This window comes from Pseudomonas sp. Snoq117.2 (genome assembly GCF_900110545.1).
Taxonomy (GTDB): Bacteria; Pseudomonadota; Gammaproteobacteria; order Pseudomonadales; family Pseudomonadaceae; genus Chryseomonas; species Chryseomonas benzopyrenica.
Window position 1 is genome coordinate 79,493 of record NZ_FOED01000006.1, and the last position, 25,387, is coordinate 104,879.

The following is a 25,387-nucleotide window of genomic DNA, read 5'->3' on the forward strand; positions in this document are numbered from 1 at the left end:
CGGGCTGGCTTAAGGCCTTCTTAAGAGCTGGGCAGCCGTGCCTGCAGCCAGCGCCTTAGCGGGCCGGCTACCCAGCGCTGCATGGCCAGGCCGAGCAGAACGATGAGCACCAGGTGCAGCGGTAGCATCCAGCCGGGAATGGGGATGGGCAGCGCCAGCGCCTCGCCGACGTCTTCGGCCAGGTCTTCGAGGCTGTCGCCGGCCAGGTGCATCCAGCCCAGCAGGGTGCGGGTCCAGGGTTCGAGCACGCCGATCAGCGGGGTGTGGACGGCGAAGATGCACAGCGAGGCCTCACCAAGACGCTGGGCCAGGCGGCGCACGCCGGCGCGGCCGGGTTCGCCGAAGGTGGCGCAGGCCAGTAGCACCGCCGCCTGGAAGGGCGTGAGCAGCCCGTTGTGGACCAGGTAGAACCAGCGGCGGCCATCGCCTTCCAGCAGCAGGGCGCCCAGCCACAGGCCGGTGAGGCCGAACAGCAGCAGGGGTACGCGCAGGCGCTGGGTCGTCTCGGCCACCCAGGGCTCCTGCACGGCGCGATAGAGCAGGATGCCGAGCAGGAATTCCGGCAGGCGGATCAGCGGATTGCGATGGATGACGCCCACGGTGACGGTATCGAAGGCCTGGGCCCAGGTGGCCACCAGCGGACCGAGCAGATAGAGCCCCCAGAGCACAGCGGCAGCCAGGGCCCAGCGACGCAGGCGCATCAGGCGCGGGCCCAGCAGGGGGAACAGCAGGTAGAAGAACAGCAGCGCCGAGATTGACCAGGCGGCGCCGTTGAGCCAGAGAAAGCGCGGCTCCCAGGATTGCAGCAGGAGCAGCTGCAGCAGCACATGGGTGGTAGCGGCCAGCCAGGACAGCGGCAGCATCTCGTCCAGCGCGCCGCCCTCCTCCAGTTGCAGGTAGGGATGCTGGTTGTAGTAGACCGGCACCCCGTGCTCCAGCCAGGAGTCCTGGGACAGCCAGTAGGACAGGCCCAGGGCCACCAGCAGGGTGAGCAGGTGGATGGGATAGAGGTTGCATAGTCGGCGCAGGACGAAGCCGCGGGAGCTGCCCTTGAGCGCGCCCTGGCGATCCAGGCTGACGTGGGCCAGCAGGAAACCGGAGAGCAGGAAGAAGGTGCTGGTGGCGAAGAAGCCCATGCCGGCCAGGCGGCGGAAGGCGTCCGGCAGATCGCTGTAGAGCCCGCCCAGGTGATAGACGACCATGTACAGCGCCATGAGGAATCTCAGCCATTCCAGGCCGTAGTAACGGGCGGTGGGGCGGAGCGCGGGTGAAGGGGTCATGGCGGCGATTTGCGGCGGGTAGGCCTTGATTATAAGCCGCCCGGACTCAACCCCTGCCGCCACTCATGACAAAAGCATGACAACCGGTGTCCTGGGACTATCAGGCGCCGGTCAGCGGGCGAGCGAGGACTCCTCCCGCCAGGAGTCCTGCTGCAGCTGAGTTCGACTGCCGCTCAGCCCGCGAAGGTGGGCTCCGGCAACCCTTGCACCCCGGGATCCAGGGCGAACAGACCACCCGCCAGCGGCTGATCGCTCAGATCGCCACCCGGACGGATGGATGTCACGAACAGGGTGTCCAGGTTGCGTCCGCCAAAGGCGCACATGGCCGGCTTCTTGACCGGCACGGCCAGGGAGCGGTCTAGGCGGCCGTCCGGGGTGAAGCGATGGATCAGGCCGGCATCGTTGCCGCAGATCCAGTAGCAGCCGTCCACATCCACCGCGGCGCCGTCGGGCCGGCCGGGATGGGCGTTCATGTCGACGAACAGTCGCCGATTGCTGGGTGTGCCCGAGTCGGGATCGTAGTCGAAGGCCCAGACCAGCTGGCGGCTGGGATGGGAGTCGGACAGATAGAGGGTGCGACCATCGGGGCTCAGGGCCAGGCCGTTGGGCACGATGAGGTCGTCCAGCAGCAGCCGGGCGCCGTCGCCGGCCGTATGGCTGTAGAGGCGCCCAGCTGGGGCGCCCTGCGCCATGTCCTGCACCATGGTGCCCACTAGGAAGCGGCCCTGGCGATCGCAGCGACCGTCGTTGCATCGCATCGCCGGCTGGGCATGGTCGAGAGCGACCAGGCGCTCGCCGCTGAGTTGGCCGGACGCCTTGGCCTGCAGGGCGAAGAGGCCGCTTTCCAGGCCGGCGAGCCAGCCACCACCCTCGCGGGCGGCGATGCAGGCGAGCATTTCCGGCGCGCTCCAGCTGTCCAGCGCACCCGTCGGGGTCCAGCGATGCAGCCGTTTGGCCGGGATATCGACCCAGTAAAGCGCCTGTTCAGCGACGTGCCAGACCGGGCACTCCCCAGTGGCGTTGCGGGCATCGACGAGCAATTCGGCAGTCATGGCGGCCCTCCTCAGTCGTCGAAGGGACCGGTGGCGACGAAGGCACCACCCTGGTAGACCATCGACGGATCGTCCGCCGCCGGCATGGGCTGGGCCTCGACCTTGGCGCGGAATTGCTCGGAATTATCCTTGGGCTGGAAGCCCAGGTGCGCGGCCAGGCGGTTGTCCCACCAGCTGTCGCGGTTGTCGGAGGCGCCATAGACGATGGTGTGGCCGACGTCCGGGGTGGTCAGGCTGCGCAGGATGAGGTCGGTCAGGTCTTCGTAGCTCAGCCAGGTGGCGAGCATGCGGCGGTTCTGCGCCTCGGGAAAGGAGGAGCCGATGCGGATGCTCACTGTCTCGATGCCATAGCGATCGAAATAGAACGTCGCCAGGTCTTCGCCAAAGGCCTTGGACAGGCCGTAGTAGCTGTCTGGACGCTGGGGCACGCTAGCGTCGATGCGCTGGTCCTGGCGGTAGAAGCCGATGACATGGTTGGAGCTGGCGAAGACGATGCGCTTCACCCCGTGGCGCCGCGCAGCCTCATAGAGGTTGAAGGTGCCGCGGATGTTGGCTTCGAGGATGGGCTCGAAGGCATGCTCGGTGGAGATGCCACCGAAGTGCAGGATGGCATCGACGCCTTCCACCAGGGCTTGGACGCCGGCCTTGTCCGCCAGGTCGCAGATAACCACCTCTTCCGCTGACCCCTGGGCCGCATCCATCGGCGCGATATCGGACAGGCGCAGGATCTCGGCATGGGGCTTGAGCCGCTGGCGCAGCTCCTTGCCCAGGCCGCCGGCGGCGCCGGTGAGCAGGAGTCGATGGAAACGAGACGAGGAAACTTCGGACATGACTGGGCGCCTTCTTATGGAGTTATCTGGCAAGAGGTACGACATCCCACCTCTTTTCACGATTCTCGCGAGCGTCTGGAGTCCTGTCAATGCTACCTAAGCGGACAGGCAGGGCAGCCTTAGCCTGAACGTCGCGCCCTGTCCGGCGATGCTTTCCACGTGCAGACTGCCGCGGTGCGCCTTGACGATCTGGTCGGCGATATAGAGCCCCAGGCCCAGGCCGGCGATGTTCTCGGTACCGCTGGCGCGCTCGAACTGGCGGAAGATCAGCGCCTGGTGCTCCACCGGGATGCCGATGCCATGGTCCTTGACGCTGAGTTCCACCTCGGTCCCGTCGCAGCGCAGGGAGATTTCCACCGGCCGGCCGGCGCCGTATCTCATGGCGTTGGTCAGCAGGTTGGTGATCACCTGCTCGATGCGGAATTCGTCCCAGAAGCCGGGCGCCGGGCTTTCGGCGTGCAGCTCCACCGGACAGCCGGCGGCGGCGAATTGCGAGGCGAAGCTGTCCACCACGGTGTTGACCAGGGCGGCGAGATCGCATTGCGTGGGACGGATGGACAGCTTGCCGGTGCGGATGCGCGAGATGTCGAGCATGTCGTCGATCAGGTGCACCAGGCGCTGGATCTGCCGCTCGTCGCGCTCGGCCATGCCGGCCAGCTTGTCGGGGGTGAAGGCTTCCAGTTTGCCCTTGTCCAGGTACATGCGGCGCAGCTGGGCTTCGAGCATCAGGGTATTGAGCGGGGTCTTGAGTTCATGGGAAACCATGGACATGAAGTCGTCCCGGGTGCGCACCGCCTGCTGCAACTCCACCTGGGTCTGGCGCAACTCGGCCAGCAGGATCTCCTGTTCCTGACGACTCTGTTCCAGGGCCACCAGTTGCTCGGCGAGGCGCTTGCGGTGCCAGTAGAGGTCGACGAAGACCCGGGTCTTGCTCTTGACCGCATGGACGTCGAGGGGCTTGTGCAGGAAGTCCACCGCACCGCTTTCGTAGCCCTTGAAGGCATAGTTGAGATCGCGGCCGGCGGCGCTGACGAAGACGATGGGAATGTGCCGGGTCTTTTCCAGGCCGCGCATCATCTCCGCCAGTTCGAAGCCGTTCATGCCCGGCATCTGCACATCGAGGATCGCCAGGGCGAATTCGTGCATCAGCAGGAGCTCCAACGCGGCTTCGGCGGAGGTGGCCTGGAAGATCTCCAGCGCCTCGCTGCGCAGCAGGGCTTCCAGTGCCAGGAGATTCTCCGGCAGGTCGTCTACGAGCAGGATCTTCGCCTGTTCGACGGGTACATCAGCCATGGTCGCGTTCCAACTCGGTGAGCAATAGATGGATGCCCGGCACATCCAGCACGAAATCCGGGTGGAATCTCTTCAACGCCGCCTCGGGCATGGTCGGCACCTCGGCCGATTGCGGCGACTGGACGACGGTGACCGCGCCATTTTGAGCCAGGGCGTGCAAGCCGCTGGCGCCGTCGTGGTTGGCACCGGTGAGCAGGACGCCGCAGACCTGCTCGCCCAGGGCATCGGCCGCGCTTTCGAACAAGACATCGATGGACGGCCGGGAAAACTGCACCGGCTCGTCGCGTGACAGCGACAGGGTGAAGTCGTCCTCCACCAGCAGGTGATAACCCGGCGGCGCGAAATACAGGGTGCCCGGCAGTATAGCGTCCTTGTCCTCGGCTTCGCGTACCCGCAGGGCCAGCCGCGCCTGGAACAACTCGGCCAGGCGCGAATTGCGGTCGTCCGGCAGGTGCAGCACCACCGCCAGCGGCAGGCGAAAACTGGCCGGCAGGGGCGAGAGCAGACGCAGCAGCACCTGCAGCCCGCCGGCCGAGGCTCCGATGACGATGAGGCGCAAGGGTTTGCGGGGCGGGAACATGCTAGAGCCTGCGGAACAGCCGTTCCTGCTTCACCACCGGCTCGAAGTGACCGGCATAGGCGGAGAAGTCCAGCGACTCCTTGCTGCCCAGGCCGAGAAAGCCGCGATGACTCAGGGACTCGTGGAACAGGCCGAGCGCCCGATTCTGCAGATTCTTGTTGAAGTAGATGAGCACATTGCGGCAGGACACCAGCTGGGTCTCGGAAAAGACGCTGTCGGTGGCCAGGCTGTGGTCGGCGAAGGTCACGTTGGCGATCAGCGACTTGTCGAACAGGGCGCCGTCGTAGGCCGCGGTGTAATAGTCGGAAAAGGCGCGGGTACCGCCGGCCTTCTGGTAGCTGGCGGTGTAGGCGCGCATCCGCTCCAGCGGAAAGATGCCCTGGCGAGCCTTTTCCATGGAGCGCGGATTGATGTCGGTGGCATAGAAGAGCGTGCGGTCGAGCAGCCCCTCTTCCTGGAACAGGATGGCCATGGAGAAGACTTCCTCGCCGGTGCTGCAGCCGGCGATCCATACCTTGAGCGAAGGATAGGTGCGCAGCACCGGCACCACCTGCTGACGCAGGGCGAGGAAGTAGCCCGGATCGCGAAACATCTCGCTCACCGGGATGGTGATGAACTGCAGCAGCTCGGCGAACAGCGCCGGATCGCGCAGGACCCGCTCCTGCAGCGTTGAGATGCTCGGGCAGTCGAAGCGCGTCAGCGCCTGCAGCACCCGCCGCTTGAGCGAGGCCTTGGAGTAATTGCGAAAGTCGTGGCTGTATCTCAGGAAGATGCCTTCCAGCAGCAACCTCAGCTCGATGTCCTGCAGCCGTTCGCTCATGACCTAGAGGCGCTCCAGCGACGGCATCCAGACGCGGATCAGCGAGAACAGCCGGTCCAGATCGATGGGCTTGGCCAGGTAGTCGCTGGCGCCGGCGGCGAGGCAGCGCTCCTGGTCGTCCTTCATGGCCTTGGCGGTGATGGCGATGATCGGCAGCTTCTTCATGTGCGGCCGCTTGCGGATCTCGCGCATGGCTTCGTAGCCGTCCATCATCGGCATCATGATGTCCATCAGCACCAGGTCGATGGTGTCGCTGTTGTCGAGCTTCTCCAGCGCTTCCAGGCCGTTGCGGGCGATCTCCACCTTGGCGCCCTTCTGCTCCAGGGCGCTGGTGAGGGCGAAGATGTTGCGCACGTCGTCGTCCACCAGCAGCAGGGTGCGGCCGTCGAAGGCCTTCTCGCGGCTGCGAGCGCTTTCCAGCATGCGCTGGCGATCGAGCGGCATGTCGGCCTCGATCTTGTGCAGGAACAGGGTCACCTCGTCCAGCAGCCGCTCCGGCGAGCGCGCGCCCTTGATGATGATGGAGCGCGAATACTTGAGCAGCGCCGCTTCTTCATCGCGGGTCAGGCTACGACCGGTGTAGACGATGACCGGCGGGAAGGAGCAGATGTCTTCGCTGGCCATGCGTTCGAGCAATTCGCCGCCTTCCATGTCGGGCAGCTTGAGGTCGATGACCATGCAGTCGTAGACCTCGTCGCGCAGCAGTTCCAGGGCCTGGCTGCCCATCTCCACCGGGGTGATCTCCACGTCCACGTCGCCGATCAGCTTGGCGATGCTGTCGCGCTGGAGGGCGTCGTCCTCCACCAGCAGCACCCGCTTGATGCCGGCGGCGAACTTGGCTTCCAGGCGGGTGAAGGCCTCGCGCAGTTCGTCGCGGGTGGTGGGCTTGATGGCGTAGCCGACCGCGCCCATGTGCATGGCGGTCTCGATGCGATCCGAGGCCGAGACCACGTGTACCGGGATGTGGCGGGTCAGGGGATTTTCCTTGAGCCGCTCCAGCACCGTGAGACCGGAATGATCCGGCAGGCCCATGTCGAGCAGGATGGCGTCGGGGCGGTATTCCAGCGCCGCGGCGAAGCCTTCCTCGGCGCGGTGGGCGACCAGGCAGCTGTACTTCAGTTCGTGGGCGAGATCGAAGAGGATCTGCGCGAAGGGCACCTCGTCTTCGATCACCAGCACTCGGCGATCCGGATAGGGCCAGCTGTCGCGGTCGTCGGCGAAGGCGGCGCCCACGGGTGCCGCGGCCTCGGTGACCGGCGGCGGCGCGGCCGGACGCGGGGTGGCGGCCAGGGTCGCCAGAGGCGCGGGCGTTGCGGCGGCCGACGTGGCGGCCTGGGCCGGAGCCATGATCGGTGTCACCGGCAGGCTGGGCGCAGCGGCTTCCTGGTACTCCAGCGGCAGGCGCAGGGTGAAGGTACTGCCCTCGCCCGGCTGGCTAGTGACGCTCAGAGTGCCTCCCAGCAGTAGCGCCAGGTCGCGGGAGATCGACAGTCCCAGACCGGTGCCGCCGTAGCGACGGGTGATGGCGCCATCCGCCTGGCGGAAGGCCTCGAAGATCAGCTCCTGCTGCTCGGCGGCGATGCCGATGCCGGTATCGCTCACCGCGAAGCTGGGCTGGCCGTCTTGCAGGGACAGGCGCAGGCTGACCTGGCCGTGTTCGGTGAACTTGAAGGCGTTGGACAGCAGGTTCTTGAGGATCTGCTCGACCCGCTGGCGATCGCTGAAGAAGGCCGGCGGCATCCGCTCGTCCAGCTCCACCACGAAGGCGACGCCCTTGTTCTGGGCTACCGGCTCGAAGGCGGTCTTCAAGGCTTCCACCAGGCGACGCACGGACATCTGCTCCGGACGGATCTCCAGCATGCCGGCCTCGACCTTGGAGATGTCGAGAATGTCGTTGATCAGGGTGAGCAGATCGTTGCCCGCCGAATAGATGGACTCGGCATAGCGCACCTGCTCGGTGCTCAGGTTGCCGACGGGGTTGTCCGCCAGCAGCTTGGACAGGATCAGCGAACTGTTCAGCGGCGTACGCAATTCATGGGACATGTTCGCCAGGAATTCGGACTTGTACTGGCTGGCCCGCTCCAGCTCGCGTGCCCGATCTTCCAGCAACTGCTGGGCTTCGTTGAGGCGATTGTTGCGGTCGTCCAGCACGTCGCGCTGCTGCAGTAGTTCCTGGGCCTGTTCGGAGAGCTGCTCGTTGGTCTGCTCCAGTTCGGCCTGCTGCTGCTCCAGATGGACCTGGGATTCCTTCAGTGCTTGGGACTGCTCTTCCAGCTCTTCGTTGGCGGTGCGCAGCTCTTCCTGCTGCACCTGCAGTTCTTCGTTGAGCTGCTGGGTTTCCGCCAGTACCTGCTGCAGGCGCTGGCGATAGCGCGCGGCTTCCACCGAGGAACCAATGGAATCGGCGATCAGGGTCAGTAGTTCTTCGTCCTGCGGACGCAGAGCACGCAGGAAACCCAGTTCCACCACGCCATTCACCCGGCCATCGTTCTCGATGGGTACGATGAGCGCCGCGCTGGCCTGGCGTTCACCCAGCGCCGAGTTGACCTTGAGGTAGTCGACGGGCAGCTGGTCGAGCGCCATGGGGCGACCGTCCAGGACGGCCTGACCGGCCAGGCCCTCGCCCGGTGCCAGGCGCTGGCGACGGCGGCGCCCCTCGTCGTCCAGGGCATAGTCGGCGACGCGCTCCAGGCTGCCATCGTCGAGACGGACATAGAGGGCGCCGGCCGCGGCGCCCAGATAGCGCGCCAGGAATTGCAGGATGCTCTGGCCCAGCGGCGCCAGCGACGCCTGGCCGATGACCGCTTCCGACAGCTGATTCTGGCCGGAGCGGAACCAGCTCTGCCGCTCCAGGTTGTCGGTGTGCTCGGCCTGCTGATCGAGCAGCCGGGTATAGGTCGCGGAGAGCCGCATGAGTTCCCGGCGACCAAAGAAGGCCATGATGCCCGACAACAGCAGGCTGACGATGAGGAAGGCGGCGACGAAGATCACCGTCATGCGGCTGGCCGTCTCGGTGCGCTCGGCGCGCATCTGCTCTTCGTAGGCGATGAAGTCGGTGTAGTCGCGCCGGATGCTGTCGATGCGATTCTTGCCCTGACCATCGCTCAGCGGTGTCTGGAAATCCCCCCCAATGCGGCGCGCCTCGATCACCTGGCTGGCGTATTGGCGCCACTCGCGGTGCACCGCCTCGATCCGCTCCAGTCGGCGAATCTGCACGGCACTGTCGCTGACCAGATTCTTCAGCTCATCGAGTTGCGGCTCGACATTGGGCAAGGCGCGCTCATAAGGCTGCAGAAAGCTGGTATTGCCGCTCAGCAGATAGCCGCGCATCCCGGTTTCCAGATCGACCACCAGGCGGAAGTTGGCGTTGGCCTCGCTGATGACGCGGTCGGTGTGCTCGACCCACTGGGTAACTTTCAGTAGGTAATAGATGATGGCGATGAAGAAGATCGCGCTGAAGACACCGATACTCAGGGGCAGGGAAAGATTGCGCTTGAGGATCTGGCTGAAGTGCTTCTGATCGAGGGGCGACTCGCGATTCATGGGGTCTGAAAGCCTTGTACAGGACGAAACGGTCGGCGGCGGCTAGGCCTCTGTCAGCGGGATTGCCGTCATCCGCCGAGACACGACCGAAGACCGATCGGAACCCTGCCACGCCTTGGCAGGGTTCTTTCGAAAAGCCTGCAGAACACGCGCTGGCCGGACGTGGACACCAGCGGCGCTGGCGTCGTCGCCTCCGTTGCAGCGGGCTCGCAGCTCAACTGATCGATCGAGACACGCAACGCGCGTCCGCGCCTCTGGTCAGCGACGGGCAATCACCCAGACGGCATGGATGATACCCGGAATGTAACCCAGCAGCGTCAACAGGATGTTCAGCCAGAAGGCACCGCCGAAGCCAACCTGCAGGAAGACGCCCACGGGAGGGAGGATGATGGCAAAGATAAGGCGGATGAGGTCCATTTCAGGCTCCAGTAGTGGGTGGGCAAGAAGATGCCTCTAAGACTGGTACGCCCGAATCAGGTTCCGGCAGGCAATAAAAAACCCCGCCGAAGCGGGGTTTCGCAGACTTAACCCGACATCCTTGTCGGGCCGCCAATCCTTGGCCATCTATCCCTGTAAGTCTCTGCCCGACATCCTTGCCGGGGGGCCATCCTGGCCACATTTCCTTGAAATCATCTGGAGCGCTGGGTACATCCTGTACCGCGATCCGATGGGTGTAGATTACGCAGCTCCCATGGACTAGGCGATGGCTTATCGCGGCGACGTCATGTAAGCCAAAGCTTACACGGCATGGCTTTTCACCTTGCCGGTCAACAGCTTAGAAGCCCTCCTCAGCCAGGGCGTAGAGCGGCTGCGCGCCACTGCGCACAGCGGCGGCCAAGCTCAGGGTGCGCGGCAGCAGGCGGGCGAAATAGAAGCGTGCAGTGGCCAGCTTGGCTTCGGCGAAGCTGGCTTCCTGATCCGCAGCAGCCGCCGCGGCCCGCGCCCAGAGATAGGCATAGGCGACATAGCCGAACAGATGCAGGTAATCCACCGAGGCCGCGCCGAGCTCATGGGGATCGCTGGCGCCGGCCTGCAACAGCCACTCGGTCGCGCCGTCCAGTTGATCCAGGGCCTGGCGCAGGGGTGCGGCGAATTCGTTGTCCGCCGGCAGGCTGGCCAGATAGTTGTGGACCTCTTCGCTGAAGGGCCGGTAGAGGGCGCCACGACTGCCGGCCAGCTTGCGGCCGACCAGGTCGAGGGCCTGGATGCCATTGGTACCTTCGTAGATCTGGGTGATGCGCACGTCACGCACCAACTGCTCCTGGCCCCATTCACGGATGTAGCCATGGCCGCCGAACACCTGCTGACCCGCGACGCAGAGTTCCAGGCCGAGATCGGTGAGGAAGCCCTTGGCGACCGGGGTCAACAGCGCCACCAGGGCTTCGGCGCGTTCGCGCTCGACGGGCTCGGGGCTGTACTTGGCGGTGTCGAGTTGCAGGGCGACATAGCTGGAGAACAGCCGGCCGCCTTCGTTCAGGGCCTTCATGGTCAGCAGCATGCGGCGGACATCGGGATGGACGATGATGGGATCGGCGTTCTTGGCGGCCTGCTGGATACCGGCAGGCGAGCGGCTCTGCAGGCGTTCGCGGGCATAGGCCAGGGCATTCTGGTAGGAGCGCTCGCTCGACCCCAGGCCCTGGATGCCAACGCCCAGGCGCTCGTAGTTCATCATGGTGAACATGGCGGCCAGGCCCTTGTTGACCTCGCCCACCAGATAGCCGACCGCGCCATCGAAGTTCATCACGCAGGTGGCGGCGCCCTTGATGCCCATCTTGTGTTCCAGGGAGCCACAGGCCACGGCGTTGCGCGCGCCCAGGGCGCCCGCCTCGTCCACCAGGATCTTGGGCACCAGGAACAGCGAGATGCCCCGGGAACCGGCCGGAGCATCGGGCAGCTTGGCCAGCACCAGATGGATGATGTTCTCGGTGAGGTCGTGCTCGCCGGCGGTAATGAAGATCTTGGTGCCGGTGACCCGGTAACTGCCGTCGGCCTGGGGTTCGGCGCGAGTGCGGATCAGGCCCAGGTCGGTGCCGGCATGGGGCTCGGTCAGGCACATGGAGCCGGCCCACTGGCCGCTGTAGAGGTTGGGAAGGTAGGCCTGCTTGAGCGCCTCGCTGCCATGGGCGTGCAGGGCCAGACAGGCGCCGGCGCTGAGCATCGGATAGAGACCGAAGGCCAGGCAGCTGGCGTGCATCATCTCCTCGACCTGGGCGGTAAGCACCTTGGGCATGCCCATACCGCCGTATTCGGGATCGCCACCGACCCCGACCCAGCCACCTTCGGCAAAGGCCTGGTAGGCCTGGCGGAAACCCTGGGGGGTGGTCACTTCGCCGTCTTTCCAGTGGCAGCCTTCTTCATCGGAATTACGATTGAGCGGCGCCAGTTCCTGGGCGCACAGCTTGCCGGCTTCTTCGAGGATGGCATCGGCGGTCTCGCCGTCCACCACCTCGGCCAGGGCAGGCCACTGACTCCAGCGGTCCTTGACCTTGAGGACGGCATCCAGCACGAAACGGATATCGCGAAGCGGCGGGGTGTAGTCAGCCATGTCGAGTCTCCTCGGAAGGTGTTCTTATCGGTATGACCCGAGTGTAAGACCGAACCGGAAGGGAGACATAGGTTCATGATCTGACCTGGCGGTCAGCCGATCGGAGGTCCGCGCCGCCTGGCTTTTTCGCATCCGTGAAAAAGCGAAAACCCCGCCGGAGCGAGGTTTTCAGAGGAGCTTCGTGCCCTTAGTAACCGAGCGCGAAGTCCTCCTCGGCTAGGGCCATCAGGCTGCCGGCGCCGGCCAGCAACGCCTCGGCGTGGGCGCGGGTACGGGGCAGCAGGCGCTCGTAGTAGAAGCGCGCAGTGGCCAGCTTGGCCTGGTAGAAGGCGGCCTCGTCGGTACCGGCGGCCAGCTTCTCTGCGGCGACCCGGGCCATGTCGGCCCAGAAGTAGGCCAGGCAGACATAGCCAGAGTACATCAGGTAGTCGACGGCAGCGGCACCCACCTCCTCGCGATCCTTCATGGCGGCCATGCCGACCTTGAGGGTGATCTCGCCCCACTCCTTGTTCAGCTTGGCCAGTGGCTCGACGAAGGCCTTGAGGTCAGCATTCTCGGCCTGGGCCTGGCAGAACTTGTGCACCACCTTGGTGAAGGCCTTGAGCGACTCACCCTGGGTCATCAGTACCTTGCGACCCAGCAGGTCGATGGCCTGGATGCCGGTGGTGCCCTCATAGAGCATGGCGATGCGCGCATCGCGCAGGTTCTGCTCCATACCCCACTCGGCGATGTAGCCGTGGCCGCCATAGATCTGCACGCCGTGGCTAGCCGCCTCGAAGCCGACCTCGGTCATGAAGGCCTTGGCGATGGGGGTGAGGAAGGCCATCTGGGTCTCGGCCTGCTGCTTCTGCTCCTCGTCCTGGCTGTACTTGAGGATGTCCACCAGCTTGGCGGTGTAGTAGATCATTGCCCGGCTGCCTTCGGCGAAGGCCTTGATGGTCAGCAGCATGCGGCGCACGTCGGGGTGCACGATGATCGGATCGGCGGGCTTCTCGGGCGCCTTGGGACCGGTCAGGGATCTCATCTGCAGACGCTCGCGGGCGTACTTCAGACCACCCTGGAACGCCACCTCGGCATGGGCCAGACCCTGCAGAGCGGTACCGACGCGAGCGAAGTTCATGAAGGTGAACATGCAGTTCAGGCCACGGTTCGGCGGGCCGATCAGGAAACCGGTGGCGCCGTCGAAGTTCATCACGCAGGTGGCGTTGCCGTGGATGCCCATCTTGTGTTCGAGGGAACCGCAGTGCACGGCATTGCGCTCGCCGGCCGCGCCGCTGGCGTCGGGCAGGCGCTTGGGCACGATGAACAGCGAAATGCCCTTGGTGCCAGCTGGGGCGTCGGGCAGGCGGGCCAGCACGATGTGGACGATATTCTCGGCCATGTCGTGTTCACCGGCGGAGATGAAGATCTTGGTGCCGGTGATGGCGTAGCTGCCGTCCGCACGCGGCTCGGCCTTGGTGCGCAGCATGCCCAGGTCGGAACCGCAGTGGGGTTCGGTCAGGCACATGGTGCCAGTCCATTCGCCGGTCACCAGCTTTTCCAGGTAGGTGTGCTTCTGCTCATCGGTGCCGTGCTGCTCCAGGGTGTTCATGGCACCGTGGGACAGGCCGGGGTACATGCCCCAGGACCAGTTGGCCTGGCCGACCATTTCCGACAGGGAGATGCCGAGGGACTCGGGCAGGCCCTGGCCACCGTGGGCCGGGTTGTGCGCCAGGCTCGGCCAGCCGCCCTCGACGAACTGGGCATAGGCTTCCTTGAAGCCATCGGGGGTCTTCACGCCCTCTTCGCTCCAGGTGCAGCCCTGCTGGTCGCCGATGCGATTGAGCGGCGCCAGGACCTGTTCGCAGAACTTGGCGCCCTCTTCGAGGATGGCGGAAACCATGTCCGGGGTGGCATCGCCGCAACCCGGCAGGCTCTGGTAGTGCGCGTCATAGCCCAGGAGTTCGTCGCGAACGAAGCGGATGTCCCGCAGGGGGGCTTTGTAATCGGGCATGACTGTTACCTCTTTGCGAATGCTTGTTGTCGAGGGTGGCGGCAGCGTCGCTACGGACCCGCCGCCAGGGCGTTTAAACAGTCGTTTGAAACTAATGTTCCAGCCCCGGCCTTGTCAAGCGCGGCGAGGACGAGCGGAACGACCGGTCAGTCCGCCAGGGCCAGGGCTTCGCGCAGTTCTGCCGCCCCGTTCGGGCGTACCAGCCGCGCCAGCTCCTGGCCTTCCTTGAAGACGATCAAGGTCGGCCAGAGCTTGACGCGGAAAGAGCGCCCCAGGCGGCGCCCGGAGCCATCTTCGATCTTGAGATGGCGCACGGTGGGATGCTCTGCCAGGGCCGTGGCAAGCAGCGGCTGGGCGGCGCGACAGTGGCCGCACCAGGGTGCGCCGAATTCCAGCAGGGTCACCCCGGGCAGGGCATCGACGTCGGCGCGGGCGGGTTCCCGCTCCGCATAGGTGGTGGTCATGGGCATGGCTGAGCTCCTGAAGTCGGTTCCAACGGTGGACAAGTCGCTGGCGGGACTACTCGATCACGGGAAAAGGACTAGGGTCGATCCTGCGGTACGCCCCGACTTCATGACAATAAAACCAGGCGCTTCATTTCTGCCTCCGTCTCCTCCCTTTCCTGAGGCCCGCCATGAGCCAGACAGCGACCCCCGTTTCACCCGCCACCCTGCGCAAGGTCATCTCCGCCGCGTCCATCGGCAACTTCGTCGAATGGTTCGATTTCGCCCTCTACGGCTTTCTCGCCACTCTGCTCGCGGCGCACTTCTTTCCCAGTGGGGATGCCACTGCCGGCCTGCTCAAGACCTTTGCCGTCTTTGCCGTGGCCTTCGCCTTTCGCCCATTGGGCGGCATCGTCTTCGGCCTGCTGGGCGACCGCATCGGCCGCAAGCGTACCCTGGCGCTGACCATCCTGATCATGGCCGGCGCCACCGCCCTGATCGGCATCCTGCCCAGCTACGCCACCATCGGCATCTGGGCACCGATCCTGCTGACGCTGATCCGTTGCGCCCAGGGCTTTTCCGCCGGGGGCGAATACGCCGGCGCCTGCGCCTACGTGATGGAGCATTCGCCGCGCGATCGTCGCGGACGCTATGGCAGCTTCGTGCCGGTCTCGACCTTTCTCGCCTTCGCCAGCGCCGCCCTGACCGCCTGGGGCCTGGAGCGGCTGCTGGGCGCCGCGGTCATGGCCGACTGGGGCTGGCGCATCCCTTTCCTGGCCGCCGCGCCGCTGGGTCTGATCGGTCTCTACCTGCGCCTGAAGCTGGACGAGACGCCGGCCTTCCAGGCGCTGGAAGCCGACCATGAGGTCAGCCATTCGCCGCTGGGCGAGACGCTCCGGCTGCAGGGTCGCTCGATCCTGCGCCTGGGCGCCTTCATCTCGCTGACGGCGCTGTCCTTCTATATGTTCACCACCTACTTCTCCACCTACCTGCAACTGGCCGGCGGCTTCGACCGGGCCGCGGCCCTGGCCATCAGCCTGATCACCCTGTTCGCCGCCGCGGCCGCCTGTCCGGTGCTGGGGCGCGTCACCGATCGCATCGGGCGACGCATGACCACGGTGCTGGCCAGCTTGGTATTGGCGGTAGGCGTCTATCCGGCCTTGCTGCTGGCCAGCAGCGGCCAATTCGGCAGTGCCCTGCTGGGCTCCCTGTTGCTGGGCGCCGGCGCGGTACTGTGTAACGTGGTGACCGCGCCGCTGCTCAGCGAGATCTTTCCGACCCGCACCCGCTACACCGCGGGCGCCATTACCTACAACCTGGCCTACACCATCTTCGGCGGCACCGCGCCGCTGATGGCGACCTGGCTGATCGGCGCCACCGGCAGCAATCTCTCACCGGCGCTCTACCTGATCCTGGTCGCCCTGCTCGGCCTGGTCGGTGGCCTGAGCCTGCCGGAGACCTCGCGGATCGATCTGGACGAGGCCGGCGACGGCGCTGAGGCTCGCTACCAGACGATCCGCAGCTAGACCGCTCGTCCCTTGGCCGGCACTTCCTCCGGGCTGACCTGCCGATAGGCAAAAGGCCCGGAGTTTCCCCCATGCCCGCCACTCACGATCTGCAACGCTTCCTCGACGCCCAGGCCGACACCTATGCCACCGCCCTGGCGGAGATCCGCGCCGGGCGCAAGCGCAGCCACTGGATGTGGTTCATCTTTCCGCAGATCCAGGGACTGGGGCGTAGCGAGACCGCCCAGTACTACGCCATCGCCTCCCGCGACGAGGCCAGTGCCTACCTTGCACATCCGCTGCTGGGATCGCGCCTACGGGAGATCACCGCGGCGGCACTGGAACATCCTGAGCTGTCCGCCACGGCGCTGTTCGGGCAGCCGGACGATCTCAAGTTTCACTCCAGCCTGACCCTCTTCGCCGCCGTGGCCGAAGACCCCGAGCCCTTTCGCCAGGCGCTGAAGACCTTTTTCGCCGGTCAGCCAGACGAAGCCACCCTGACGCGACTCTGTTAGCGCCACAGCGTGGGCAGCACGCCCTCGCGCCCGCTCACCGGGTCGCTCGTGGGCAAGGGCACCTGGGCGATCAATTCGACCGAACGCGCATGGGCGGCCGGATCGGCGCGTTGGGTGATGAAGTCCTGTTGATCGGGCGGATAAGCGCCCACCACCAGGAAGTCCGCACTGGACTCCAGATTGCGGTGCCCGGTACCCGCCGGCAGTACCACCACATCACCCGCGGTCACCGCCACGTCCTGCCCCTGCTCGCCGCCCAGACGCAGGGTCGCCTGACCACGGGCCACACCCAGGGCCTCATGGGCATTGGGGTGATAGTGATGGTAGTCGTAGACGCCATAGCGCCACTGCGGCGGCCAGGCGTTGTCGGCGAACAGTCGCTCCAGCGCCGCCGCGCGGTCGGTTCCTTCCAGAGGAATCTGGCGATAGAGGAGCACGGGCAGGCGGCTGTTGGGGATGACGCCGTCATCGGCGAAGTACAGGTGCTCGGGCTGACCGGTCCCCACCGGCGCGGCCAGGGCCACGGCAGTGGGGGCGAGGCCCAGCACCAGGGAAAGGACGGACAGCGGTGGACGACGCGACATACGGAACTCCCTCAAGGCTTTGCCAATGGAGGCCCGCCTGCCGCCCGGGTTCAGCGCCCGCGACGAGGGGTCAGGCCAGCCATTCCCGCAGCAGCGCCGTGGTCCGCTCCGGCAGTTCCAGCGGCGGCAGGTGGCCGCAGCTGTCCAGTACCACCAGCCGCGAGTCCTGGACACCGGCGTGCATGAGTTCGGCTTCAGCCGGCGGGGTGAGCTGGTCCTGGGCGCCGACCACGATCAGGGTCGGTATGCGGATCTGCGCCAAGGTGGGCCGCGAGTCGGGGCGGTCGATGATGGACTGCTGCTGACGCAGGAAGGCTTCCTTGCCCACCGCCTTGCCCATGGCCAGCACGGTGTCAGCGACCGGCGTGCCCAGGCGCGAGGCGTGGATCAGGCGCGGCAGCAGTTGCGGACTGATGCCGAGAAAGCGCCCGCGCTCGGCCAGGTCGAGCATGGCGCGGCGCTGGGCGGCGCGCTCGGGGGCATCCGGGCTGGCCATGGTGTCGAACAGCGCCAGCCGCACCACCCGCTCCGGCGCCTGGCGCAGAATCTCGAAGGCCACATAGCCGCCCATGGACAGGGCGCCTAGGGCGAAGCGCGGCGGCGCCTCGGCCAGCACCCGGCGCGCCAGGGCGACGATACCCAGATCGCGGGTGAGATCGGGGATAAGCACCGGGCAGGTATCGGCCAGGTCGGCGGCCTGGATGGCCCAGAGACGCTGGTCACAGAGCAGGCCGGGAAGCAGGATCAGGGGTAGCGCGTCGGTAGCTGTCATCACTAGGAACTTGAGAGACACTGCGGAAAACGCGCAGTGTAGCGCGGATCACCAGCGAACCCGGCGGGCTTCGCGGGTTCCAAGGGACATTGCCAAGGATCCGGGAACATCCATGCGTACTGAAGGCTTCTTCGACTGGCTCGGCGCTGCGCTCGGCCAGGTCATCCGTTTCATCATCGATCTGTTCGGTTCGGTCCTGGGCGGCCTTGCCGATGCCGTGCACGACTTCCTCCATGGCATGGCCCGCTCCATCGGCATGGACGACTCCTATATCAGCTTCGTGGTCCTGGCCATCGGCCTGTTGTTGCTCTACGCCGCGGTACGGGCCTTCATGGCGCGCTCGGTGGTGGGTGGCGTCATCTGGCTGATTCTCGGCCTCATGGTGATGAGCTGGCTGATCCGCGGCTGACTGGTCGCCAGGCGCGCCGCCTGGCACAGTAGGGCTCTCGCTCGGCACGGATGCCGTCATGCCCCCACCGCTCTCCCAGGTAATGAAGCGCCACTGGCAACGCCTGCGGCCCGGGACCAGTTGCGCCCTCTGCGCCGCCTGGCTTCCGGCCGGACTGCCACTGTGCGAAGGCTGCGACAGCGAATTGCCCTGGCTTGGGCCCCATTGCCAATGCTGCGCCCTGCCCCTGCCGGTGGACGGCCTACTCTGCGGCAACTGCCTGGCCGGGCCGCCGGCCTTCGACCAGGTACTGGCGCCCTGGCGCTATGCCTTTCCAGTCGACACCCTGATCAACAGATTCAAGCATCGCGACCAGGGCAGTCTCGGTCGCGTGGCCGGGACGCTGCTGGCGCGGCATCTGCAGCACCTGTTCGACGAAGGTCAGCCACGCCCGGAATTGTTGCTGCCGGTCCCGCTCTCACCCTTGCGCCTGCACCAGCGCGGCTTCAACCAGGCCGCCCTGCTGGCCAACTGGCTCGGCCAGGCCCTGCAACTGCCGGTGGATGGCGGATTGTTGCAGCGGGTGCAGGAACAGCACAGCCAGCAAGGCCTGAGCGCCAGCGAGCGGCGGCGCAATCTCAAACAGGCCTTCGCCCTGGTGCAGGACGCCCAGCTGGAGGGTCGCCATCTGGCCCTGGTGGACGACGTCCTCACTACCGGCGCCACCGCCGACAGCCTGGCGCGCCTGCTCAAGCGCGCTGGCGCCAGGCGGGTAGACGTCTATTGCCTGGCGCGGACGCCACCACCCGGCGACTAGCCGCTGTCACCAAAACGTCATTTAGTCTGACTAGCCTCGCCTGCACACCGTGAGGGAGCCATCCGCATGCACAACGACCAGACCGATCTCGAACGCCTCGTCCACCTCAGCCGCCGACGCTTCATTGGCGCTGGCGCCCTGGCGGGAGCCGCCCTGTTCCTCGGTGGTGGCCTGCTCGGGCGGAGCGCCCTGGCCGATGCCGTCAGCGAGGCCACGGGCAATCCCTTGATCGGCTTCGCCAACATCCCGGCTTCCACCGCCGACACCCTGGTGGTGCCGCCCGGCTATCGCGCCAGCGTGCTCATCAGCTGGGGCCAGCCACTGCACACCGATGGCCCGGCCTTCCGCCCCGATGGCAGCCCCAGCGCCGCCGACCAGGCCGTGCAGTTCGGTGACAACAACGATGGCATGGCCTTCTATCCCTTCCCGGACGATCCGGACCGGGCGCTGATGGCGATCAACAACGAATACACCAACTACCGCTATCTGCTCAGCCACGGTACCCCGCCCAAATCCCTGGAAGACACCCGCAAGGCTCAGGCCGCCGAAGGCGTCTCGGTGATCGAGGTGAAGCGCGTGGACGGCCAATGGCACTTCGTCCAGGGCTCGCCCTACAACCGTCGGGTGCATGGCAACACGCCCATCGCCGTCAGCGGTCCGGCCGCCGGCCACGCCCTGCTCAAGACCGCCGCCGATCCGGCTGGTCGCGAGGTGCTGGGCACCTTCCAGAATTGCTCCAGCGGCGCCACCCCCTGGCACACCTATCTGACCTGCGAAGAGAACTTCACCGATGTCTTTGGCAGCCGCGACGCCAACCTGAAGTTCGATGCGGCCCAGAAGCGCTACAGCGTCAAGCACGCCAGCGTGGAGAACGACTGGCACCTGCACGACGATCGTTTCGACCTGGCGCAGAATCCCAACGAACTCAACCGCCACGGCTGGATCACCGAGATCGATCCCTTCGATCCCCAGGCCAAGCCGGTCAAGCGCACCGCCCTGGGCCGCTTCAAGCACGAGAACGCCGCCCTCGCCCGCACCCGTGATGGCCGCGTGGTGGTCTACATGGGCGACGACGAACGTGGCGAATTCATCTACAAGTTCGTCAGCCGCGACCGCCTGCAGGACGACCCCAAGGCCAATCGCGACCTGCTCGACCACGGCACCCTCTATGTCGCTCGCTTCGACGAGGGCGACCGCGACCCGAACCGTCCCAAGGGCCGCGGCCAGTGGCTGCCGCTGGTGCATGGCGAGAACGGCCTCACCGCCGCCAACGGCTTCGCCAGCCAGGCCGAGGTGCTCATCCACGCCCGCCAGGCCGGTAGCCAGGTGGGCGCCACGCGCATGGACCGACCCGAGTGGATCGCCGTCAGCCCCAAGGACGGCCAGGTCTACTGCACCCTGACCAACAACACCAAGCGCGGCGAGGACGGCATGCCGGTGGGTGGTCCCAATCCCCGCGCCAATAACCTCTACGGCCAGATCGTGCGCTGGCGCGAGAGCGGTGACGATGCCGCGGCCTTGAGTTTCGACTGGGACCTGTTCGTCATCGCCGGCAATCCCAAGGTGCACCCGGGCACGCCGGAAGCCGGCTCCCAGCAGATCAATGCCGAGAACATGTTCAACAGCCCCGATGGCCTGGGCTTCGACGCCGCCGGCCGGCTGTGGGTACTCACCGACGGCAAGTACAGCAACAAGGGCGACTACGAGGGCATGGGCAACAACCAGATGCTCTGCGCCGATCCGCGCAGCGGCGAGATGCGCCGCTTCCTGGTCGGCCCGGTCGGCTGCGAGGTCACCGGCCTGGCCTTCTCGCCGGACTACCGGACGATGTTCGTCGGCATCCAGCACCCCGGCGAGGAAGGCGGCTCCCAGTTCCCGGAGCAACGACCGGATGGTCAGCCCCGCTCTTCGGTGATGGTCATCACTCGGGAAGACGGCGGGGTGATCGGCGCCTGACCGGCGAGCGGATAGCGCTCGAGCCTTCGCCAAGGGGTTCGGGCATGCGCTAGCATCTCCCGGATGCAGGGTGGCAATCGCCATCGTCCCCCGTGACCGAGGAGCGCGCCATGTCTCATCCGTTCGAAAATCTGAGTCCCGACCTCGTCATCGACGCCATCGAAAGCCTGGGCTATCTCAGCGATGCCCGGGTGCTGGCGCTCAACAGCTACGAGAATCGCGTCTATCAGATCGGCATCGAAGCCGAGACCCCGCTGATCGCCAAGTTCTATCGCCCGGATCGCTGGACCGACGCGGCCATTTTGGAAGAACACGCCTTTTCCGCCGAACTGGAGGAGCGCGAGGTGCCCGTGGTCGCGCCCTTGCAGCGCGACGGCCAGACGCTGTTCACCCATGCCGGCTTTCGCTTCGCACTCTTTCCCCGCCGCGGTGGCCGCGCACCGGAGCCGGGTGATCTCAACCAGTTGCATCGCCTCGGCCAGTTACTGGGTCGGCTGCATGCGGTGGGTGCCAGCCGGCCCTTCCAGCACCGTGAGTCGCTGGACGTCCAGGGCTACGGCCATGCCTCGCTGGACACCCTGCTCACCGGCAACTTCATTCCCAAGAGCCTGCTGCCCGCCTATGAATCCGTGGCGCGCGACCTGCTCTTGCGCCTCGACGAACTCTTCGAGAGCGTCAGCTACGACGTCATCCGTCTGCACGGCGACTGCCATCCGGGCAACCTGCTCTGCCGCGATGACGCCTACCATATCGTCGACCTCGACGACTGCCGCCACGGTCCGGCCATGCAGGATCTCTGGATGCTGCTGGCCGGTGATCGCCAGGAGCGACTGACGCAACTGTCCGAACTGATGGACGGCTACGAGGAATTCCACGACTTCCAGCCGCGCGAACTGGCCCTGATCGAAGGGCTGCGGACCCTGCGCCTGATGCACTACAGCGCCTGGCTGGCGCGTCGCTGGGACGATCCGGCCTTTCCCAAGAGCTTTCCCTGGTTCGGCAGCGAACGCTACTGGGGCGATCAGATCCTAACCCTGCGCGAACAGCGCGCCGCCCTGGACGAGGCGCCGTTGCGACTGTTCTAGCCTGGGCGCCCGAATACCCCTCTCCCCCTGAGAGAGGGTCGGGGTGAGGGTACGCCTCGTGAAGACTTCTCCAGTGGACAAGACTGCGCCGTTTTCCACGCTACAACACTGATCGCGGCCATGGGCCGCTCCTACCGGAACCCGACCCGTGGGAGCGGCCTATGCAGCGGTCGCAGCGGCGCACTGCCATGGCTGCGAGTGCGGGATGCCAGCCTGCTCAGGGCCGACGACAGGAAGCACCACCCACTCCGACATCCTGCCGTCCCTTGAGCTATCCTGCCCGGACAAGAACGTTGCCTGCCTAAGGATCCCTCATGTCTGCCTTGCGCCAGGGTTATGCCCTGGGCCTCACCGCCTATGGGCTGTGGGGCTTGTTTCCACTGTTCTTCAAACTGCTGGCGGCCCTGCCGGCGACCGAGATCCTGTTCCAGCGCATCCTCTGGTCCGCCCTGTTCAGCGCCCTGCTGCTGTTGGTCTGGCGCCATCGCGGCTGGTGGGCGGAGCTGCGCGCTCATCCCAAACGGCTACTTTGGTTGGCCGTATCCGGCGCGCTGGTGGCCTGCAACTGGCTGGTCTACATCTGGGCGGTCAACAACGCCCATGTGGTCGAGGCCAGCCTGGGCTACTACATCAATCCGCTGGTCAACATCCTGCTCGCCCTGGTGATCCTCGGTGAACGCCTGCGCCCGCTGCAATGGATCGCCGTGGGCCTGGCGGTGCTCGGCGTGGCCCAGCAGCTGTGGACCCTGGGGCAACTGCCTTGGGTTTCCCTGGCTCTGGCGCTGAGCTTCGCCTTCTATGGCCTGGTGCGGCGGCAGACGCCGGTGGCCGCGCTGCCGGGCATGGTGGTGGAGAGCTGGATGCTGGTGCCGATCGCCCTGGTCGCGCTGCCGCTGCTGACCCCTGGGGTGAGCTTGCAGGCCGAGACCTGGCAGTCTTCCCTGGGCCTGCTGATCGTGCTCGCCGGACCGGTCACCCTGATCCCGCTGCTGTGCTTCAACGCCGCGGCGCGCAAGCTGCCCTATTCGACCCTGGGCTTTTTGCAGTACCTGGCGCCGACCCTGGTGCTGATCCAGGCGGTCTGGCTCTATGACGAGCCCTTCCCCCGTGAGCGGCTGTTCGCCTTTCTCTGCATCTGGACCGGTCTTGCGGTGTTCAGCTTCGATCTCTGGCGCGCCAGCCGCAAGCTCAGAGCGAGCACAAAGGCGCGCGAGCGAGAGGCAGACAAGGCCTAGGCATTCCCCAAGAGACCTGAGGCCAGACAGCAGAACGCCCCTCGCAAGGGGCGTTCGTCATCGCGGTGGAGCCGATCAGGCTTCGCCAGCGGTCTGCATGCGCGCCAGTTCCTGGGCGTAGAGGGCGTCGAAGTTCACCGGCTGCAGCATCAGCGCGGGGAAGGAGCCACGCACCACCATATTGTCCAGCGCCTCACGGGCGTAGGGGAACAGGATGTTGGGGCAGAAGGCGCCCAGGGCATGGGCCATGGACGCGGCGTCCAGACCCTTGATCAGGAAGATGCCACCCTGCTGCACTTCGGCGATGAAGGCGGTCTCTTCGTTGTTCTTGACGGTCACGGTCAGGGTCAGCACCACTTCGTGGAAGTCGTCGCCCAGCGTCTTCTGGCGAGTGGCCAGGTCCAGGTTGACGTTGGGCTGCCAGTCCTGACGGAAGATCTCGGGGCTCTTGGGCGCTTCGAAGGACAGGTCACGGATGTAGATGCGCTGGAGAGAGAACTGAGCGCCGTCTTCCTGGGCGCCATTGGCTTGGTCGGTCATGGTAGGGCCTTGAGTTGTGAGTGTTGGTCAGGCGGACAGCAGCGGATCGAGGCGTCCGCTTCGGTCTAGGGCATAGAGCTCGTCGCAACCGCCGACGTGGGTGCTGCCGACCCAGATCTGCGGCACGCTGGTGCGACCGGCCTTGCGGGCCATCTCGCTGCGCAGCGCGGGCTGGCCGTCGACGGAGACTTCCCGGTAGGCCACGTTCTTGCGATCGAGCAGGTGCTTGGCACGATGGCAAAAGGGACACCAGGCACTGGTATAGATGACGACGTCAGACATGCGCGGTCTCCAGTGGCCGATGAGGCGGCCACGCTAGGGGTTCACTTCACCAGGGGCAGATTCTCTGCACGCCAGGTAGCAATGCCGCCGTTCAGCCGGGCGGCGGTGAAGCCGGCCTTCTGCAGATCGCCGCACACGGCACCGGCTTGCTGGCCGGCGCTGTCCACCACGATCAGGGTCTTGGCTTTGTGCTTCTCCAGTAGAGACAGGCTGCTGGCGACTTTCTCCTGAGCGATGTTCAGCGCGCCGACGATATGCCCGGCGGCGAAGTCCTTGCTCGGACGGATGTCGAGGACCACGCCCTGCTCGCGGTTGAGCAGGTTGGTGAGTTCAGCGGTGGACAGGCTGCGCCCGCCACGACGGGTCTCGTTGAACAGCATCAGGGCGACGATGGCGAGGAAGGCGGCGACGAGAAGCGGATGATGGGTGGCGAATTCAACCGCCCGACCGATAAATTCCATAATGAAAGAGCTATCCAAGGAAGGCTAAAAATGCTGGCCAGTATACACAGCCCCCCGATGGCGCCATACCCTCGCCGACCCCGGGTTATCCGCAGGTAACCAGCTCATCTCGAACTGCCTCCTTGGCGGCTTCCGCCGCTATGCCTAGGCTTGGCTTCCGTTCATTTCCGAGGAATCCAGCCATGACCTCCATCGCCCTGCTCGGCGCTACCGGCAACGTCGGCAGCCGTCTGCTCGACGAAGCCCTCTCCCGCGGCCACCAGGTCACCACCCTGGTACGGGATCCCGCGCGCCTGGCGTCCCGCGCCGGCCTGACCGTGGTCGCCGGCGATGTCACCGATCCGCGGGCCGCCAAGGCCCTGGCCGGTCACGAGGTGTTGATCAGCAGCCTGAGATTCGCCGACATAGCACCAGGCACCCTGATCGACTTCGCCCGGGCCACCGGCATCCCGCGCCTGCTGATCGTCGGCGGCGCCGCCAGCCTGCACCTGCCGGACGGCGCGCGACTGTTCGACGCCCCTGGCTTTCCCGCGGAATACCGCACTGAAGCCGGAGCCGGCATCGCCACCCTGGATGCCCTGCGCGGGGTCAGCGACCTCGATTGGGTTTTCGTCAGTCCGCAGATGGTCTTCGCGCCCGGCGAGCGTACCGGTGGCTTCCGCCTGGGCGACGATGCCCTGCTGTTCGATGCGGCCGGTGACAGCCATATCTCCTACGAGGACTTCGCCGTGGCGCTGCTGGACGAGGCCGAACGGCCTGTCCACCACCGCACCCGTTTCACCGTGGGTTACTGAAACAGAAATGCCCCCTCGTTCGCAGCCTGGCCGCCTGGTCGGGCCGTGAACGCTGAACGGCGTGCCTTGCCGTT

Annotated in this window: 24 protein-coding genes; 8 read left to right on the forward strand and 16 right to left on the reverse strand. The window is 66.0% G+C overall.

Annotated features, from left to right (window positions below):
• Positions 1 to 20: 20 nt before the first annotated feature.
• The 11 genes from BMZ43_RS16410 to BMZ43_RS16460 all read right to left on the reverse strand — a co-directional run bounded on the left by BMZ43_RS16410 (position 21) and on the right by BMZ43_RS16460 (position 14,406).
• Positions 21 to 1,280 carry an acyltransferase family protein gene (locus tag BMZ43_RS16410; RefSeq protein WP_177344818.1) on the reverse strand — a complete coding sequence of 420 codons (1,260 nt, stop codon included), beginning with the start codon at positions 1,278 to 1,280 and terminating at the stop codon, positions 21 to 23.
• 173 nt (positions 1,281 to 1,453) lie between these two features.
• Positions 1,454 to 2,332 (reverse strand): SMP-30/gluconolactonase/LRE family protein, encoded by an 879-nt coding sequence (locus tag BMZ43_RS16415; protein ID WP_064306818.1) that lies wholly within the window; start codon positions 2,330 to 2,332, stop codon positions 1,454 to 1,456.
• 11 nt (positions 2,333 to 2,343) lie between these two features.
• The gene (locus BMZ43_RS16420; protein WP_064306819.1) at positions 2,344 to 3,162 is read right to left on the reverse strand and encodes an NAD-dependent epimerase/dehydratase family protein; all 819 of its coding nucleotides are present in this window, start codon (positions 3,160 to 3,162) and stop codon (positions 2,344 to 2,346) included.
• 96 nt (positions 3,163 to 3,258) lie between these two features.
• A complete protein-coding gene (locus BMZ43_RS16425; RefSeq protein WP_064306820.1) occupies positions 3,259 to 4,455 on the reverse strand; it encodes a hybrid sensor histidine kinase/response regulator in 1,197 nt (398 codons plus the stop codon).
• Positions 4,448 to 5,035, reverse strand: a complete 588-nt coding sequence (locus BMZ43_RS16430; protein WP_017639537.1) for a chemotaxis protein CheB — start codon at positions 5,033 to 5,035, stop codon at positions 4,448 to 4,450. Before BMZ43_RS16430 ends, BMZ43_RS16425 begins: the two co-directional genes overlap by 8 nt.
• A gap of 1 nt (position 5,036) precedes the next feature.
• Entirely contained in the window at positions 5,037 to 5,855 is an 819-nt protein-coding gene (locus BMZ43_RS16435) for a CheR family methyltransferase (RefSeq protein WP_017639538.1), read from the reverse strand.
• A gap of 3 nt (positions 5,856 to 5,858) precedes the next feature.
• Complete coding sequence (locus BMZ43_RS16440; protein ID WP_093254958.1) at positions 5,859 to 9,398, reverse strand: response regulator; 3,540 nt, start codon at positions 9,396 to 9,398, stop codon at positions 5,859 to 5,861.
• Between the two features lie 258 nt (positions 9,399 to 9,656).
• The gene (locus tag BMZ43_RS16445) at positions 9,657 to 9,815 is read right to left on the reverse strand and encodes a YqaE/Pmp3 family membrane protein (protein ID WP_007159763.1); all 159 of its coding nucleotides are present in this window, start codon (positions 9,813 to 9,815) and stop codon (positions 9,657 to 9,659) included.
• Between the two features lie 358 nt (positions 9,816 to 10,173).
• On the reverse strand, positions 10,174 to 11,943 hold the full coding sequence (locus tag BMZ43_RS16450; protein WP_064306822.1) for an acyl-CoA dehydrogenase C-terminal domain-containing protein: 1,770 nt from the start codon (positions 11,941 to 11,943) through the stop codon (positions 10,174 to 10,176).
• A gap of 187 nt (positions 11,944 to 12,130) precedes the next feature.
• Positions 12,131 to 13,936: a phenylacyl-CoA dehydrogenase gene (locus BMZ43_RS16455; RefSeq protein ID WP_017639541.1), complete on the reverse strand. Its 1,806-nt coding sequence runs from the start codon at positions 13,934 to 13,936 to the stop codon at positions 12,131 to 12,133.
• A 146-nt stretch (positions 13,937 to 14,082) separates the two neighbouring features.
• Positions 14,083 to 14,406 (reverse strand): thioredoxin family protein, encoded by a 324-nt coding sequence (locus BMZ43_RS16460; protein WP_017639542.1) that lies wholly within the window; start codon positions 14,404 to 14,406, stop codon positions 14,083 to 14,085.
• A 164-nt stretch (positions 14,407 to 14,570) separates the two neighbouring features.
• On the opposite strand from BMZ43_RS16460, the gene BMZ43_RS16465 reads away from it, so the two are divergent.
• Complete coding sequence (locus BMZ43_RS16465; RefSeq protein WP_017639543.1) at positions 14,571 to 15,905, forward strand: MFS transporter; 1,335 nt, start codon at positions 14,571 to 14,573, stop codon at positions 15,903 to 15,905.
• A gap of 71 nt (positions 15,906 to 15,976) precedes the next feature.
• On the forward strand, positions 15,977 to 16,399 hold the full coding sequence (locus BMZ43_RS16470; RefSeq protein WP_093254960.1) for a DUF1810 domain-containing protein: 423 nt from the start codon (positions 15,977 to 15,979) through the stop codon (positions 16,397 to 16,399).
• On the opposite strand, the gene BMZ43_RS16475 is transcribed toward BMZ43_RS16470, so the two are convergent.
• Together BMZ43_RS16475 and BMZ43_RS16480 are read right to left on the reverse strand one after the other, a co-directional pair.
• Positions 16,396 to 16,983 carry a cupin domain-containing protein gene (locus BMZ43_RS16475; protein ID WP_093254963.1) on the reverse strand — a complete coding sequence of 196 codons (588 nt, stop codon included), beginning with the start codon at positions 16,981 to 16,983 and terminating at the stop codon, positions 16,396 to 16,398. The two genes, BMZ43_RS16470 and BMZ43_RS16475, sit on opposite strands and share 4 nt — an antisense overlap.
• 70 nt (positions 16,984 to 17,053) lie before the next feature.
• Positions 17,054 to 17,755, reverse strand: a complete 702-nt coding sequence (locus BMZ43_RS16480; protein ID WP_064306825.1) for an alpha/beta fold hydrolase — start codon at positions 17,753 to 17,755, stop codon at positions 17,054 to 17,056.
• A gap of 112 nt (positions 17,756 to 17,867) precedes the next feature.
• Here BMZ43_RS16480 and BMZ43_RS16485 point away from each other — a divergent pair, with 112 nt between their 5' ends.
• The 5 genes from BMZ43_RS16485 (at position 17,868) to rarD (ending at position 23,236) form a co-directional block, all read left to right on the forward strand.
• Positions 17,868 to 18,164, forward strand: coding sequence for a hypothetical protein (locus BMZ43_RS16485; protein ID WP_007159771.1), 297 nt, complete (start codon positions 17,868 to 17,870; stop codon positions 18,162 to 18,164).
• An 82-nt stretch (positions 18,165 to 18,246) separates the two neighbouring features.
• A complete protein-coding gene (locus tag BMZ43_RS16490) occupies positions 18,247 to 18,960 on the forward strand; it encodes a ComF family protein (protein WP_064306826.1) in 714 nt (237 codons plus the stop codon).
• A gap of 66 nt (positions 18,961 to 19,026) precedes the next feature.
• On the forward strand, positions 19,027 to 20,916 hold the full coding sequence (locus BMZ43_RS16495) for a PhoX family protein (RefSeq protein WP_093254966.1): 1,890 nt from the start codon (positions 19,027 to 19,029) through the stop codon (positions 20,914 to 20,916).
• Positions 20,917 to 21,026: 110 nt separating this feature from the next.
• Complete coding sequence (locus tag BMZ43_RS16500) at positions 21,027 to 22,001, forward strand: serine/threonine protein kinase (protein ID WP_064306828.1); 975 nt, start codon at positions 21,027 to 21,029, stop codon at positions 21,999 to 22,001.
• A gap of 314 nt (positions 22,002 to 22,315) precedes the next feature.
• Complete coding sequence (gene rarD / locus BMZ43_RS16505; RefSeq protein ID WP_064306829.1) at positions 22,316 to 23,236, forward strand: EamA family transporter RarD; 921 nt, start codon at positions 22,316 to 22,318, stop codon at positions 23,234 to 23,236.
• Positions 23,237 to 23,311: 75 nt separating this feature from the next.
• Here the strand turns inward: rarD and secB are convergent, their stop codons facing one another.
• From secB to BMZ43_RS16520, 3 genes are read right to left on the reverse strand one after another with little or no spacing between them, the layout of a single operon-like run.
• Positions 23,312 to 23,776 carry a protein-export chaperone SecB gene (secB, locus tag BMZ43_RS16510; protein WP_007159775.1) on the reverse strand — a complete coding sequence of 155 codons (465 nt, stop codon included), beginning with the start codon at positions 23,774 to 23,776 and terminating at the stop codon, positions 23,312 to 23,314.
• 27 nt (positions 23,777 to 23,803) lie between these two features.
• Complete coding sequence (gene grxC / locus BMZ43_RS16515) at positions 23,804 to 24,058, reverse strand: glutaredoxin 3 (RefSeq protein ID WP_093254969.1); 255 nt, start codon at positions 24,056 to 24,058, stop codon at positions 23,804 to 23,806.
• Between the two features lie 41 nt (positions 24,059 to 24,099).
• Entirely contained in the window at positions 24,100 to 24,519 is a 420-nt protein-coding gene (locus tag BMZ43_RS16520; RefSeq protein WP_093254972.1) for a rhodanese-like domain-containing protein, read from the reverse strand.
• A 182-nt stretch (positions 24,520 to 24,701) separates the two neighbouring features.
• Here BMZ43_RS16520 and BMZ43_RS16525 point away from each other — a divergent pair, with 182 nt between their 5' ends.
• On the forward strand, positions 24,702 to 25,313 hold the full coding sequence (locus BMZ43_RS16525) for an NAD(P)-dependent oxidoreductase (RefSeq protein WP_093254975.1): 612 nt from the start codon (positions 24,702 to 24,704) through the stop codon (positions 25,311 to 25,313).
• Positions 25,314 to 25,387: the final 74 nt, after the last annotated feature.

Bases quoted from the DNA above. Each gene is read 5' to 3' on its own strand.
- BMZ43_RS16410 (WP_177344818.1), bottom strand. From the start codon at position 1,280: ATGACCCCTTCACCCGCGCTCCGCCCCACCGCCCGTTACTACGGCCTG.
- BMZ43_RS16525 (WP_093254975.1), top strand. From the start codon at position 24,702: ATGACCTCCATCGCCCTGCTCGGCGCTACCGGCAACGTCGGCAGCCGT.
- BMZ43_RS16455 (WP_017639541.1), bottom strand. From the start codon at position 13,936: ATGCCCGATTACAAAGCCCCCCTGCGGGACATCCGCTTCGTTCGCGAC.
- BMZ43_RS16470 (WP_093254960.1), top strand. From the start codon at position 15,977: ATGCCCGCCACTCACGATCTGCAACGCTTCCTCGACGCCCAGGCCGAC.
- BMZ43_RS16500 (WP_064306828.1), top strand. From the start codon at position 21,027: ATGTCTCATCCGTTCGAAAATCTGAGTCCCGACCTCGTCATCGACGCC.
- BMZ43_RS16420 (WP_064306819.1), bottom strand. From the start codon at position 3,162: ATGTCCGAAGTTTCCTCGTCTCGTTTCCATCGACTCCTGCTCACCGGC.
- grxC (WP_093254969.1), bottom strand. From the start codon at position 24,058: ATGTCTGACGTCGTCATCTATACCAGTGCCTGGTGTCCCTTTTGCCAT.
- BMZ43_RS16440 (WP_093254958.1), bottom strand. From the start codon at position 9,398: ATGAATCGCGAGTCGCCCCTCGATCAGAAGCACTTCAGCCAGATCCTC.
- BMZ43_RS16485 (WP_007159771.1), top strand. From the start codon at position 17,868: ATGCGTACTGAAGGCTTCTTCGACTGGCTCGGCGCTGCGCTCGGCCAG.
- BMZ43_RS16520 (WP_093254972.1), bottom strand. From the start codon at position 24,519: ATGGAATTTATCGGTCGGGCGGTTGAATTCGCCACCCATCATCCGCTT.
- BMZ43_RS16465 (WP_017639543.1), top strand. From the start codon at position 14,571: ATGAGCCAGACAGCGACCCCCGTTTCACCCGCCACCCTGCGCAAGGTC.
- BMZ43_RS16480 (WP_064306825.1), bottom strand. From the start codon at position 17,755: ATGACAGCTACCGACGCGCTACCCCTGATCCTGCTTCCCGGCCTGCTC.
- BMZ43_RS16435 (WP_017639538.1), bottom strand. From the start codon at position 5,855: ATGAGCGAACGGCTGCAGGACATCGAGCTGAGGTTGCTGCTGGAAGGC.
- BMZ43_RS16475 (WP_093254963.1), bottom strand. From the start codon at position 16,983: ATGTCGCGTCGTCCACCGCTGTCCGTCCTTTCCCTGGTGCTGGGCCTC.
- BMZ43_RS16445 (WP_007159763.1), bottom strand. From the start codon at position 9,815: ATGGACCTCATCCGCCTTATCTTTGCCATCATCCTCCCTCCCGTGGGC.
- BMZ43_RS16450 (WP_064306822.1), bottom strand. From the start codon at position 11,943: ATGGCTGACTACACCCCGCCGCTTCGCGATATCCGTTTCGTGCTGGAT.
- BMZ43_RS16425 (WP_064306820.1), bottom strand. From the start codon at position 4,455: ATGGCTGATGTACCCGTCGAACAGGCGAAGATCCTGCTCGTAGACGAC.
- secB (WP_007159775.1), bottom strand. From the start codon at position 23,776: ATGACCGACCAAGCCAATGGCGCCCAGGAAGACGGCGCTCAGTTCTCT.
- BMZ43_RS16430 (WP_017639537.1), bottom strand. From the start codon at position 5,035: ATGTTCCCGCCCCGCAAACCCTTGCGCCTCATCGTCATCGGAGCCTCG.
- BMZ43_RS16495 (WP_093254966.1), top strand. From the start codon at position 19,027: ATGCACAACGACCAGACCGATCTCGAACGCCTCGTCCACCTCAGCCGC.
- BMZ43_RS16490 (WP_064306826.1), top strand. From the start codon at position 18,247: ATGAAGCGCCACTGGCAACGCCTGCGGCCCGGGACCAGTTGCGCCCTC.
- BMZ43_RS16460 (WP_017639542.1), bottom strand. From the start codon at position 14,406: ATGCCCATGACCACCACCTATGCGGAGCGGGAACCCGCCCGCGCCGAC.
- rarD (WP_064306829.1), top strand. From the start codon at position 22,316: ATGTCTGCCTTGCGCCAGGGTTATGCCCTGGGCCTCACCGCCTATGGG.
- BMZ43_RS16415 (WP_064306818.1), bottom strand. From the start codon at position 2,332: ATGACTGCCGAATTGCTCGTCGATGCCCGCAACGCCACTGGGGAGTGC.